The 14,502-nt window shown below is 45.3% G+C and carries 10 protein-coding genes; all 10 read right to left on the minus strand.

Annotation, left to right across the window (positions count from 1 at the left end; all coding sequences use genetic code 11):
* Positions 1 to 519: 519 nt before the first annotated feature.
* The 10 genes from AB4114_RS22520 to AB4114_RS22565 all read right to left on the minus strand — a co-directional run bounded on the left by AB4114_RS22520 (position 520) and on the right by AB4114_RS22565 (position 14,467).
* Positions 520 to 1,491: a pectinesterase family protein gene (locus AB4114_RS22520; protein ID WP_441990464.1), complete on the minus strand. Its 972-nt coding sequence runs from the start codon at positions 1,489 to 1,491 to the stop codon at positions 520 to 522.
* Positions 1,488 to 3,026, minus strand: a complete 1,539-nt coding sequence (locus AB4114_RS22525) for an ABC transporter substrate-binding protein (RefSeq protein ID WP_441990465.1) — start codon at positions 3,024 to 3,026, stop codon at positions 1,488 to 1,490. Before AB4114_RS22525 ends, AB4114_RS22520 begins: the two co-directional genes overlap by 4 nt.
* Positions 3,027 to 3,124: 98 nt before the next feature.
* A complete protein-coding gene (locus tag AB4114_RS22530) occupies positions 3,125 to 4,753 on the minus strand; it encodes an extracellular solute-binding protein (protein ID WP_441990466.1) in 1,629 nt (542 codons plus the stop codon).
* A 55-nt stretch (positions 4,754 to 4,808) separates the two neighbouring features.
* Positions 4,809 to 5,690, minus strand: coding sequence for a carbohydrate ABC transporter permease (locus AB4114_RS22535; protein WP_236291709.1), 882 nt, complete (start codon positions 5,688 to 5,690; stop codon positions 4,809 to 4,811).
* Between the two features lie 25 nt (positions 5,691 to 5,715).
* Positions 5,716 to 6,633 carry an ABC transporter permease gene (locus AB4114_RS22540; RefSeq protein WP_441990467.1) on the minus strand — a complete coding sequence of 306 codons (918 nt, stop codon included), beginning with the start codon at positions 6,631 to 6,633 and terminating at the stop codon, positions 5,716 to 5,718.
* Positions 6,634 to 6,790: 157 nt separating this feature from the next.
* Positions 6,791 to 8,542 carry a sensor histidine kinase gene (locus AB4114_RS22545; RefSeq protein WP_441990468.1) on the minus strand — a complete coding sequence of 584 codons (1,752 nt, stop codon included), beginning with the start codon at positions 8,540 to 8,542 and terminating at the stop codon, positions 6,791 to 6,793.
* Between the two features lies 1 nt (position 8,543).
* Positions 8,544 to 10,040: a response regulator transcription factor gene (locus AB4114_RS22550; protein WP_441990469.1), complete on the minus strand. Its 1,497-nt coding sequence runs from the start codon at positions 10,038 to 10,040 to the stop codon at positions 8,544 to 8,546.
* 534 nt (positions 10,041 to 10,574) lie between these two features.
* Entirely contained in the window at positions 10,575 to 11,513 is a 939-nt protein-coding gene (locus AB4114_RS22555; protein ID WP_441990470.1) for a polyprenyl synthetase family protein, read from the minus strand.
* Positions 11,514 to 11,528: 15 nt separating this feature from the next.
* Complete coding sequence (locus AB4114_RS22560) at positions 11,529 to 12,161, minus strand: response regulator (protein WP_441990471.1); 633 nt, start codon at positions 12,159 to 12,161, stop codon at positions 11,529 to 11,531.
* Entirely contained in the window at positions 12,158 to 14,467 is a 2,310-nt protein-coding gene (locus tag AB4114_RS22565; protein ID WP_441990472.1) for an ATP-binding protein, read from the minus strand. Before AB4114_RS22565 ends, AB4114_RS22560 begins: the two co-directional genes overlap by 4 nt.
* Positions 14,468 to 14,502: the final 35 nt, after the last annotated feature.

A 14,502-nucleotide genomic window follows, 5' to 3' on the forward strand; every position in this document is an offset into this window, starting at 1 on the left:
TATGAAAAATGCAAAAGTGCAACCTTTATTGGCGAAGTCATCTGCCCTAATGAAATAAGTGCAAAAGTGCAACTATTTCGACCTCCCTCCTCATTTCGGTCAATATTCGGCCCAAAAGGTTGCCTTTTCGCATCAATTTACCATTTTATAGCCCATTCCCCCGAAAATAAGTGTACTTTTGCATCTTTGAGCATCTATTTCAGGGTTACAGTCGGAGGTGAGCGGTGGAACGGGGATTTCGGACGCACTAAGCGTGTTTTTCATCACTACAGTGCGGTAAGGTCGGCTTGGCGCACTCTTTTCCACGCTGTAAGCGTGTTTTCATCACTACAGTGCGGTAAGGTCGGCTTGGCACACTCTTTTCCACGCTGTAAGCGTGTTTTCATCACTACTGCGCATGAGGTCGGCAGAGCGCCGCACTCTTTCCACACTGTAAGCGTGTTTTTCATCGATACTTCGCCCCTCTGCACGCTTACAAAGAAAAACCGCCAGGAGATATCCTCCTGACGGCCACAAGCTTTATTCACCTATTCGCGTTGGATCCCATCCATCATCACCTGCAAGAACTCGCCGAGCTGTCAGCTCCCCTGCCTCACTTGCCGTCAACTTCCGTGCCCACTCCGCGCGTCCGCTAGTTACGGCTCCAGGGCCTACGCTCCCAAACTCTATGTACCTTACTTCATCTATTGGTTCCTGTTCATTCCATCGATCCCAGCCCGCGGCCTTAATATGCGGTCCTACCCAGCAATCGACGAACGCCGTCTTCGCATAATTCCGCCACGGCCTCCCTAGACCAACAGACTGCTCAGGCGCATCACCCGTTAGCTTACACCTCAGAAATACATAGCCATATGGAACCTCCTCAGGGGTAGAGGCAGCTGTGATCCAGCCGCGTCCCAAGGAGACAACCTCACACTCCTGAAACACAGCTGTCGCCGAGCCAAAGATAAAATCAACATCCCCCTCCACATAGCAGCGTTCGTAATACTGCCTCACCGGTCGTTTCGGCGCATCTTCCCTTGGACCTCCAAAGGTGCCTCGATCTCGCGGTTTCGGTGGCAACGGCCCTGTGAACAGCGTGTCCTGATGCCCGAGGAATCGGCAATCGCGAAAGACAACGCAGTCCCCATCGACATAAGCAGCCAAGGCTTGCCCCACGATGTCCCCGCTCCCCGCTGTATTCTCGAAGGTGATACCCTCCACCGTAATATGATCCCCGCCTATGTAAGCCGTGTAAGAATGAAACGTGTGATAAGGTTCTCCGCCTGGAAATACCTTTTTCGCATAATCATCATAGGAGATAACGGTCGTTTCCGCCCCTTCGCCAACCAGCGTTATCCAAGGCTTATCGATATATAACTTCTCTTTATAAACACCACTTTTGATATGGATGGTTGTCGGCTCTCTTCTCCCTGCGGGAATACGATCAACTGCCTCTTGTATGCGAATGAAGTCGCCGCTCCCATCTGCTGCAACGGTAACTGTAATCATCGTCTTTCACCCTTTCTACTAGCGTGGTAAGCATCAAATTGACGTTGAATTTCCGATATAACATGATTCATACCAGCATCTTTTAATTTGGCTCTGAAGCTAGCCATTGTAGGTGTCCAATCCACTTTCGCATCATACAGAATCGGTAAATACTCCGTAATGATGACATTCAGCTGGGCAATCTCCGATTTAATTGGCGCCAGATCAGGCACAAAGCCGAGCGTTGGGGACACGATTGCTTCCTTATCCCAGTCCCGCAGCTCTTTTCTATAGGCAGGTGAGATATAGGTACTAAACCGAGCAAACCGAATATCATTCCAGGTCCAGCTGATCGGGTTATACTGATGCTCGGGCGCGATCCCGTCATAAACGATGGCCTCGTCCTTCAGCTTGTAATTCACATCCTTGATCCCATACGTGAAGAGATCGTAGTTCTCCTGGCTGCTTCTCAGCCAATTCAGGAAAGCAACAGACTCATTCACATGCTGACTTGTCGAAAATACCGAAAGAATATTATCAGCACCGGTGTATAAATACTTCGGCTTCTCTGGATGCAAATACACATTCTCCAGCTCTCCCGCTGGAAGCATGGCTTTGAACGCATCAATGCGCTCAGTTTGCTTCATAACAACGCTCCATGTTGCCGCCACTTTACCTGAGTTAAAAGCAAGCTCTGGATCTGGATACTTCGAGGTGTCCGACGGCCCATAGGGAATGTAGCCCTTCTCTTGCCATTCATGCATCTTCCCCATAATATGATAGAAAAAATCTGACTCATAGGTATCTCTGACCTTCAGCTGTGGATCCGCCGGGTCAATATACACAGGAGCATTCAAGTAACCTCCCGCAAAAAAAGCGACATCCCCATATTCTCGAAGCAAGAAACGGCCTGTATCGTAAAAATAGGGCGTAATCGTCGGTTCTTTTTGATGAATCGTCTCCAAGTACGTATCCATATCGGCCACCGTCTTAATTTCCGGTAAACCGTATTTCTTTCGCAGATCGCCTCTAATCTGCACGAAGCTCTGAAACTCAGCAATCGGCATCACGCGAGGAATCCCATAGATATGCCCGTTAATCGTTACACCTTGAAAAGCGTAATCAGGTGTATTAACAACTATACTATGACCATAATCGCGAAGCGCATCATCCAAGGGCGCCAGTACTTTCTTCGAAACTAAATCTGCGATATTCGAATACGCCGATAAAGCAATATCATAAGGCTCCCCGCTTGCCGCATTTAGCCACAGCTTATTCCAGTACTGATCATAAGGAATATACGTAAATTGGAGTTTGATCGGCAAGCCATCCTTGGCCAGCTTGTTCTCAACGGCTTGGATAACTTCATCTTGGGCGGCTGGCTTCTCCAAAGGAAATAAGAGATGTAAGGTGGTTGGCGCTAGGCCTTGCCCCGCCTTGTTCGTGTGTGACGTTGCTGGTGTCAGACCAGAATCTCCTCCCTTGCCAACAATCATGAGCACAACAATCGACGTACAAATCACGATGAACAGCAGCATATAGGTGGATCTTTTCATCCTGAAACCGCCCTTTTTGGATTCGTCGCCGCAAATGGATAAACACAGCAGCCATTTCCGCGGCTGCTGTGTTGGTTACCCGAACGACAAATCGTTATTTATTTCTTACTGGCTGCGAGATAACGGTCATATTGCGCTTGTCTACCTTTAATAACATCCTCAACACCCATACTTTTCAACGATTTGATATAGCTATCGAATTTATCTAGGCTTTCCTTGCCGGTAATAAACTTAATATTCATTTCATTCACGTACGTCGTGATATCCGGCATCACCGTATTCTCTTTGTCAGCCTCAGCTTTCAGCGCATATACGAAAGGGAATGGTGCTTTGATATATTTCTCCATCTCTTTATCAATCTTAGCATGCCACGGTGCTACCAGTACATCCGTTGCATCGACGGATTGCTCAATCGGCAAATTCGTTGGATTGATACCGAATTTCTGAATGAAATCATTATCCTTGCCTTTCTCCGTAAATTGTTTCTTACCGTCAACCACATCATACGTTTGTCCTTTTAGTCCCCACACATACATCTCTTTGGATTCTTCACTGCTCGCATAATCCAAAAATTTGAACGCCAGCTCAGGATCCTTGGCATTCTTGGAAACGCCGAAAATACCTGTAATCGGGTTCCGTCCAATATAGAATTGATCACCATGTGGCCCTTTGAATGGGGCAATCCCTTTAATCAACGGTTTTGTTGGATCATAATCCTTGAACAGCTTGCTGTACACCATGGAGGTATACCAACTAAAGTTAAACGTAGCGCCTGTTATGTTTTGCGAGAATTTCGAGGTAATCTGATCCGCGGTGACGCTGGCGAAATCGGATTCTAATAATCCCTCTTTGTATAGACTATTTAAGTAGGTTAAATATTCCTTATAGTTCGGTTCGTAGTACGAATAATGCACCTTGCCGTCCTTGTCTGCATAGAAGTTATTGGCTAAATCCAAGCCGAATACCGGTCCAAAGGCATTCGCTAGTTGATTAGGCGCTACCGAGAATGGGATTTCATCCTGCTTGCCATTGCCATTCGGGTCATTCGCTTTGAACTTACGAAGCATATCCGTGAATTCATCCAGCGTCTTTGGATCCTGTAATCCCAGCTTATCTAACCATCTCTGGTTAACCATAAAAGTAGGCATATAGTTCTTCGTTACAGCCAGCTGCGGCAGATAGTAAATCTTCCCGTCTGGCGTCGTTAAGCTTGCTTTCAGCGCAGGGTATTTCTCGAACAACTTCTTGATGTTTACGCCATATTTATCGATATAATCGTTCAGAGGTTTGAACAAGCCGCCTTGAATGTTTTTCATCGTCTGATCCTGATCCAGCTGATAGATCACATCGGGGAGATCGGCCCCAGCCGCAAGTCGCGGGCTAATCGCATCTTGATAGGTCGATGGTGGAAGCAGTTCCCAATTGACCGTAATACCTGCCCGTTTACTCAACTCTTGGACGATCGGAGCTTGGTTTAAATCAACATTGTTCGTCCATGCGTTCGTGGCTAAAATTTTGAGCGATCCCGCTTTATCGGTGATTGGCCCTGTGCCTGTGTAATTGAAGCCCGCTGGCGCTGCCGCAGCACTCGCATCTGGTTTTACCGTCGCCGCTCCTGAACTAGCCGTAGGTTCTGAGCTCCCTTCACTTGTACAACCTGCAGCTACCATCGCGAATAAAGCCGTAATCAGAGACAGACTTGCTGTTGTTTTGAGTGTTTTTTTCATATACGAAACCCTCCCTCAATGTATAAAGCCCACTTATCTATCAGCAAGAGTATCGCTACCCTTTGACTGCACCTAGCGTGATACCACGTACGAAATACTTTTGAATGAACGGATAAATCGTAATAATCGGTAAAATGCTGACTACAATCGAAACATAACGAACTTGCAGTGTCGAAACAGCCAGTGCTTTGGCCGCTGTCTCGCCGCCCATTTTCTGCATAATTTCAGGGGAAGCCATAATGAGTACCCTTCGGAGGAAGATCTGCAAGGGCTGCAGTTCCGACTTCCCGAGATACAGCAGCGCATTGAAGAAATCATTCCAATGGGCAACGGCATAGTACAAAGTCAGCACCGCTAAGGTTGGCTTGGTAAGTGGGATCGCGATGCGAAACAGCAAGGTGAAATCCTTGGCCCCATCCATGCTAGCGCTCTCAAATATTTCATTCGGAATCGCCTCGAAGGCTGATCGCAAGATCATGACGTTAAAGGTACTTACTAGAACAGGCAGAATCATCGCCCACCTGGTGTTATAGAGTCCTAATTCCGTAATTACCATATAAAGAGGAATCAACCCGCCAGAGAAATACATCGTGAAGGCGATGTAGAAGTTAAGCTTTCTTCGAAGAAAGAACGTCTTTCTCGAAAGTGGATAGGCCGCTAAGCACGTGGCTACTAGATTGAAGATCGTACCCACAACGGTGTACCAAATCGTGTTGTAGTACGACTTCCATAATTCGGAGTAACCCAGCACCATTTTGTACCCATCGAAATTCAGATCAACAGGTAAGAACGTGACTAACTTATTGTCTATGGCTTCTACCGAGCTCATGGAGATGCTCACCACATAAATAAATGGATATAAGGTCACAACAATCGCAAGTGCAACAAGACTGTAAACGATTACATAAAAACTCCGGTCCGTCCATGATTTAACCATGAAGGCCTCCTTTCTTGAGGCGCTGCTACCACAAAGACATATCGTTCACACGACGACTCGCTTGGTTGGCCGTATATACTAAGATGAAACTGATAATTGAATTGAATAACCCCACTGCTGTAGCAAAGCCAAAGTTCTGTGACTCAATCCCTTGCCTATATACATAGGTCGAGATCACATCAGCCGTTTCGTACGTGGCACCGTTGTAGAGCAGATATACCTTCTCGAAATTCACACTCATAATGCCGCCGATGGAGAGTAGAAACAGAATCACAATCGTTGGCTTCAAGCTTGGCAGTGTGAGATGCCATACTTCTTGAAATTTGTTAACGCCATCAATTTTGCCAGAGTCGTACATTTCCTGATCGATCCCCATAATAGCCGCGATGTAGATAATGGAGCTAAAACCGAAGCTTTGCCAGATTCCTGACGTCGTGAAAATAGATCGGAACCATTCGGGCGCCATCATGAAATTAATTTTGGCCATGCCCATCGAAGCCAAGAACGTATTCACAATACCGTCTGTCGGAGACAGAAAATTAATGATCATCCCAGCGATGACAACCGTTGAGATAAAGTGCGGCAGGTAGGTCACCGTTTGGGCAAAACGCTTGAAGAGACCATTCTTAATTTCAACTACGCATATGGCAAAAAGGATCGGGATCGAGAATCCGATGAGTAGCGGATAGAATGCAAGCAGGAAGGTGTTCCTCAGCAGTCGCCAGAAATAACGAGAATGAACGAACTGGTCCAGCCACTTAAGCCCTACCCAATCGCCTCCAAAAACACCATGTCCTGGTGTAAAGTTTTTGAATGCAATGAGGATCCCCGGCATCGGCAAGTAACAAAATATGAAATAATACAGAAACACCGGTAAAAACATCAGCAGCAGCAGTTTATCTCTGCGTATCAGCTTGATGAGCAGCGGTTTCTTATCCCCCAATAACTCCAACTCCTTTCAATCAATCATCCAATAAGGTAATTTTAGCGCATGACTGACTTTGCAAATATCCAACATTTTTGCGATATGTAACACTTTTTTACGTAAAAAAACACCCATTCAGCCCGGACGTCTTCACGCCGACTTCATAGGTGTTTCCTCATCTAGTACTATCATCTTCCCTGGAATACCCCTCCGCCGTATAGGCGGGAAAGTTCAGAAATACGCTGGTGCCGTGCCCCAGTTCACTTTCAATTCGCAAGCCATAGCTCTGACCAAAGCGAATCTGGATGCGATCATGCACATTTTTCAACCCGTACCCGATCGAGCTCAATTGAATAACCTCTTCGGCAAGCTCCTTACTCATCCCTGGTCCGTTATCTGCGATGCAGAACGCCAGATCATCTCCCGACCTATACCCTCGCAGGGTGATACAGCCGCGCCCACTCCCCTTACGGAGCTTATCAATTCCGTGCTCTAGCGCATTTTCCAAAATCGGTTGAAAAATAAGATTAATCATGTCATATCGCAATAACGCTTCATCTACTTCACAAATGAAATCAAAGCGATAATTGTGCATGATACTTTGGATATGCATATAATCCTTGGCATTCTCCAATTCATTTCGAACAGGGATGAAATCTCTCCCCTTATTGAGAACCGTTCGATAGAAGCGTGAAACAGTATTCGTGATCTGACTAATTTCCATCGCATCAATCTCTAAAGCCTTCCAATTAATAATCGACAAGGTGTTATATAGAAAGTGTGGATTGATCTGCGTCTGCAGCGCCTTGAGCTCCGCTTCTTTCTGCGTGATTTTACTTTGATACACTTCTTCGATCAAGGTGTTAATATTCACAAGCATATTGCCGAATCGATTCGTCAATTGACCAATTTCATCCCTAGACTGACTGGATACGTCAATCTTCAGGTTCCCGTTTTCGACGATCATCATCTTCTTATTGAGCTTAATAATACGTTTGACGAAGGTGTTGGAGAACATCCAGATGATGAGCAGCAGTCCAGCCAAACAAACCAAGACAATCAAGGCTGTCGCACTAACAATGCTCCTTGCATCCACTGAAATTCCGCTTTTAGGTGTAAAATAAACGAGTTTCCAGCCCGGCTCTGCCATATCTGCTGTGATGTACATGTAATCCGTTGCCTGCATCGAAAATGAACCGATTCGCTCCATCAACTGGGAGGACGGCAGTGAGGAGATTGGCAGCTCTGCACTCATCTTCATGTTTTTAGATAGAATTTGCTTACCCTCTTTATCTAAAATCAAAATTCCATAGGCATTCGTTTTGATATCATCCAAACCTTGAAACAAACTATCGGCATCGATGCTCAGGAACAACACCGCGGGTGTCTTCCCTACCTGCACGCCCTCTTCACTTACGAACGGTCTTGTAGCGAAGAGTTTACCATTCTTAATGTTCCATTGTGTTTCTTTCGAATGCGTCTGCTGATTCGCCCACTTCAGATCTGATGTCAATTCCAGCGGCAGAATATATTCGCCACGCAGAATAGACTGATTCTCGGTAAACACCGATATTTGTAAGATATCATGATTAAAATCAAGAATATTACTGAAGAACGGATCCACATAATCCCGATACAAAACAGGAAAATCACCGTCATTACTAATAAAAATGCGCTTAAATACAACATTCTGTGTGATCGAATTAATGATCGCTTCATGCTGCTTCGCGCGATAGTTAATCGTCTCGGCGATTTGACTAATCGAACCATCCAAATTCTGTTTCGCCTGTTGAAGCAGGAAAGAGCTGGCTTGGTGATAGGAAAACATCCCCAATACGACAACCGGAATAATGGAAACGACCATATAAGAGATAAAAAGCTTCTGCTTAAATCTTAAGTTTTGGAAATAAGCTAGGAAAGTTCTCATATCAGCTCGTTCCTTCTCGGAATTTGGCTGGACTTTGCCCATGAACTTGTTTAAATGTTTTGCAGAAATACGACGTATTCATATAGCCAACTTGTTGACTAATGTCCGCAATCGTTAGATGTGTATCCCGCAGCAGCTCCTCCGCCTTATGCATCCGAATGGTTGTTAGATATTTAACAAACGTTTGCCCTACTTCCCGCTTAAACAGGTAGCTCACATAGGTCTGTGTAAGGAACACCTTCTCCGCAATCCATTGCAAGCTGATATCCGATGTGTAGTTATCTTCAATCAGTTTCCGGATATCCTTGATCACTTTCTTACTGAATTCCGGATTATGAACATCCGTATTGCCGTCCAGCAAACCCAGAACAGTTTGAATTTGCGCTTTCAGCTCGGCTAAGGACCTACACCCGAATATGGCCTCAACAATCGACTTAAAAGCGTGGACGTCCGTTTTACCTGCCTTTTCCCCTATTTTCTTAGCCAGCTCCGTACACATGTACTTCACGTAAATCGCGGAATGCTGCCCGCTCCCGTCAATCGTCTTAAAGAATAGCTCAACACCTTGGCGTAGGCCGAACTCATCCTTGACTTCCAAGTGCCAATAGAGAGTTTCCATCAGCTTAGGGATGGTGCTCGCTATTTCTTCTTGCCCTTGGCTCTCATCTGTATAGAGCACTGTGCTTTCATGAAAGAAGAATTTATAGTCCAGCACATTCTCCATGAGCTTAAACTCGGGTGCCAACTCATCTCCCTTATTGATTAGCCTGGAAATGACCATTGTAAAGGTTTCGTTGTAGATGTCCGCAATGCTTGCTTTCAACTTGCTGCCTAGCGACTCCAGATCTTCCTTACGCACCGTGTGATCCCAGCGCACACAAACCAAGCTCTGACTTTCATTCAAATTCACATAATCGAATGGCGCACGAATGACGGCCTGAAGCCTCTCTGGAAGCAAGTCGTGCTCTACATCAAAGACCGATGAACTGTAGTCTATTAGAATCAATTGAACGGACATCTGACTAAAATGAAGCCCAATGAGCTCTAACTTGCGAGAGAGCGATGAAGAAGCTTGTGCAGCATGAAGGATCTCTAAGAACAGTTCTTCCTTCTCTTGTTCCTGATCCTTATGACAGAGGGCAATGACCTCATGAAAGGCTCTTTGGAAATCACTCACATCGATCGGCTTGAGCAGATACGAGGAAATTTGATAGTGAATCGCCCGTTGTGCATACTCAAACTCCCCATATGCGCTGAAAATAATAATTTTCAACTCCGGGAACTGCGCCCGTGCCCGCTCACACAACGTAAGGCCATCCATAAATGGCATCTTGATGTCGGTTAAAACAATATCGATGGGATGCGAAGTTAGCATCTCTAAGGCTTCTTCACCATTCTCAGCTTCCAACACAGCTAAGGGCAATTTATATTTATGGATTAATCGCTTAATCCCTTCTCTTTCAATATGCTCGTCATCCACGATGAGGATCTGAAACATGCGCTTCCTCCATTCCAAGCTCACCCGTATGAACGGAACACATCCTTTCGGATCATCTCTTCGCACAGGCACGCTCCTATAATACGAAACCAACTCCATCTAAATTCTATCAGAAGACCGCTTCCGATTAAAATTCAACATTTTTGCGTTCCATATCATTTTTTTATGGTGTACTTGTATCCACGAATGCCTTTGTAATACTTAGGATATATCGCACCTATATAGTTCTCACATGCATACTCGAGATCTCTGCGCTCGGGCGTTGATGGGGGTTGGGGGGGAGTTTGTTGGTTTTGAGAGGCTAGAGGTTTGTATGAACTGGAAAATGTACAGCTATTTACGAGAAATCTCCTCGAAAACTCGATTAACTGTAAAATATGTAGTTAAAATCACTTCTTTCGTTTATATCCGTAAAAATGTATAAAATTAACTGTATATTTTCCATCTAATCTGCGTTTGACTGGAGAATCCAAATATTTAACTACATAAAATCCATTTATTTCCTGGGGCTCAGGAGATATTAAAGAGCAGGCGCTATGCCTGCTCCACTTCTACACCCAGCTTGATGAAATCGCCCCATGTGAGCGTCCGGAACTCTTCCTTCCATGGCGACAACGCCGGCAGCTCTGCCCATAACTCCTCCGCTTTCTGCGTGCACACCGATTGCACGATGCGTGCATATTCCAAGCAGCCCGAGTCCTGAATCAACTGTTTCACTTCGTCTTCCTTTTCTGCAAAACGTTCAGCCGTGATCTCGCCCCTGAAATAGGCCTTCACAGGTGAGAACTCTTCATCTTCGATGGAGAGGAGATACAGGATGGGCAGCGTTCGCTTCTTCGCCATGAGGTCACTTTTCTCATCATAGCGAACGAGATCCCGCACATCATTCTGTATCTGGTGGAGAAGTCCCACACAATCGGCGATCTGATGCAGCTGCTCTATTGTTCCTTCTGCACAGGCTGTATCCGAATAGCCTAGGAAGCAAGCAAGACGGAATAACGAACCCGACTTCTCTTGGGTCATCCATAAATATTCATCGACAGTGGAAACCGCATTAATCACATCTTTATGCTGGCCATTAATCGATCTAGCAATGATTTTGCTAATTTCAACCAGCATCGTTCCGCTGGCATTTATCCTGCCCAATTCACCTATCACACCCATCAGAAGCGCCAATACAGCATTCAACGCACTCGCCGTGTCCACGCGCATCCAAGGCTTACTTTCGCTGTCCTGATCCTGCAGATCATCGACGATATCCAGGATAAGAACAACTAGCTCCGTCAAAGCCGCTCGTCGATAGATATCAGGCGAACCCCCACCAAACATAGCGTGTGTGCACAACGTGACTTTGGACCAAGACAGACTCGAGGTCTCGTTATCTGACATACATGATCTCAGCAGCATTTTCAAATCCTCATCAAACATATAATCATCCATCATCCGTGCCATGTGCTGCTGAATGTCCTGCATGCGAAGCGCCTACTTTCAGGTGTAATATTTACTTTTGATAAACTTCTCCAAAGCCTCTGTCCTTGATTTCGCGCCCCATTTATCATAAATTTTACGCAAATAATTATCAACCGTACGTTTGCTCATGAAAATTCGTTCAGCAATTTGTTCGTGTGTAGCCCCTTTAACCAGCATGTTCATCATGAGCACTTCTTCCTCTTGCAGTTCACATTCTTCGCCTGCATCGGCCTCATTTAATTGCATCTGGTTGAAAACGGACAGCGGAATCATCGTATATCCATCCAAAATACAATACACCATATTCTTGATCGTCCGCTCCGTCGACTCTTTCGATAGGACACCGCTTACTTTCATTTCAATCAATTTATTGTAAATACCTGCCAACTCAATACCAGTGAAAATGATAATATGGATGTGCGGATATAGCTGCTTCAGCTGTGCGGCAACTTCTGTGCCCGTCTGATCGGGAAGCTGATAGTCTAGAAATATGAGTCCAGGCTGATGCAACTTTACATACTCCAAGCATTCCTTCGCATTACTAACAACGCCAACTACCTCGATACGATCTATCTCATCAAGCAACGTCTTCGTCGCTCTTGCAAATAAGGGATGGTCATCGACCACTAATGTTTTGACGATTTCGCTCATGCTGACATCACTTCCTCAGTTGGTATTGTGATCAAAATATGGGTCCCTTCCCCCTCAGCGGTCTCCAGTTCAAAGCTCCCGCCTACATGCAGCACACGGCTTCTCATATAAGCAAGCCCCATACCACCCGATGCGGCGATTTCAACGGCGACCTCTTCCTTCACATGAAACCCTACGCCATCATCCCGATAACTTAAATAAAAGAAATGATCTTCTTCCCACAAATGAAAGCTGACATTAGCCGCCTGCGAATGTTTCTTCGCGTTGTTAAGTAATTCTTGTACAATCCGGAAGATATGCCGTTTGGCCGGTAAATCCTTGCCTTCGATTTCGGAAATTTGCTCGGCTCGGAAGGAAATCTCGAACGGCGTCGTATACGATTCCTTCTCAACGAACGTCTTCAAGGTTTGCTTCAACCCTACCTCTTTCAACAGATGAGGATTCAATTCGAAGCAGCTCTGACGCAAGCTGGCATTGATCATTTCCACGAAGTTGTTCATGCTGTTCAGCTGTTCACGATCCTCTTGACGCATCGAAGGTTTCTCGGCCAATGAGGTTAATCTTCGCTTGAGGAAAAATAAATCCTGCATCGTCGTATCATGAAGATCCGTGGCAATTCGAACACGTTCCTCCTCCTGCAGCTCGAACATCACCTTCCGTAACCAGAGATGTTCTTCCTGCGGAAGATGGGAAACCATTTGCTGAAGTCTGCCCGTTAACTTACGAATCAGATACACATTTTCCATACTTACTTCCAAGTAGGAAGTGATTAACTGCAGCCACTGCAGCTCCTCCTTCGATATCCGTGTGTTCGTCTTCTTCCGAGTTACGATGAGATAGCTGGTGTATTCCTCATGGCAGTTCATTTCCATGAACGTGAAGTATGGATGATCGAGCATGGCAGATGAATTCACCAAACGCTGGATTTCTGCCGTATCGACTTCACCTTCACAGAAAATCTCCATATCGTTTTTATGCCGAAAAACAATCGCACCACCTGTCACTTGCAGCGTGCCCACAATATCCACTAGGATGATATCCTTAAGATCACGAAAGCTGGAGATAGTTCCCAGATTTTTGGAAATCTTTTTTAGCGCTGACTTCAATACATACTTCCTCGGGAATAAATAGGGCTCTAATCTCGTCGTCCAATATTCGGCTGCATACAACATGGCAGAAAGAAGGAAGATCGAGCCTAGGAATACGAATAAAATTTGCTTTCCGTTGGTTTCCCCATGAAAAATAATAGCAAAAGCGCCAGTAAACAAGCTGACAGGTACTACGGCCATCAGACAAGCAAATAAAACACGCCGTACGACAAGACCAATATCGTATAACTGATCGGAAGCGATTAAATAAGAGAACGTGATGGGAAATATTAATAATAGCCAACTTGTATAAATAGGATCGAATATCCAATCTCCGATAATGAGCTGCGGGAGGAACGAGAGACAGATAATAGGTAGAAACGAAATGAGCAAGGAGTAGAACACACTTTTGATAATACCAGCCAGCGGCGTCTGCGCTTTCCTAATCTTTACAAACAACGTTGCCAATAGGGAAATATTTAAGGAAATAACAATGATGAAGAATCCCATCGTGACCGATCCGTCATACCGATACACGAACGCCATCGAAGGAAATAAGTATAGACCTCTCAAAACAAAAGCTAGGAAGGCAATCCCGTACAAATATTTAAAATGACCCTTGGGCAGCTCCATGTCTCCCTTTTCTTTGAAGAACACCACAAGGAAATGTAGAAAGACAATAGGCAGCACCATCATCGAACTAGCAATCATCAACTTGCCTATTAAATCTCCCCGCATGGATGCGCCTAAGCTCATGAAGATGAGGGCAGCGCTAAGGAACGAGAAAGCGAGCAAGCGTGCCGAAGGCGAACGACTTTCCCTTACTAATAAGAGTACGCACATGAATAGACAGACGAATTCCTCGGCGAGCGAAATGATATCGAACAGGGCTGGTCGGCTTGTCCTCAAATCGATAGAATCTACGACGCCATCTCGCCCAATCACAACCGTGTTCGCCTTCTCAACCACATTCCATCGCTTGACGGTTGACCATTCACCTGGTGGTTTACCATCAATCGCAATGACTTTATCGCCGATATGAATCTTATCATTCGTGCTATTCGCCTCAAGTTTACTGACAATCCACTCATCTGTACGAGCTGTGTCCAAGTAGATACCATTATAGGGAAAATGGAAGGTTACAAACGAGCACCAGATTTGCAAGGCAATGAAGAGCACCATATACATACTCACAGAAATTTTCACTACTATTTTCAATTACCTCTCCCCTAAATTCCATTATTTTGCTATAA

This window comes from Paenibacillus sp. 2RAB27 (assembly GCF_052115445.1).
GTDB lineage: Bacteria > Bacillota > Bacilli > Paenibacillales > NBRC-103111 > Paenibacillus_E.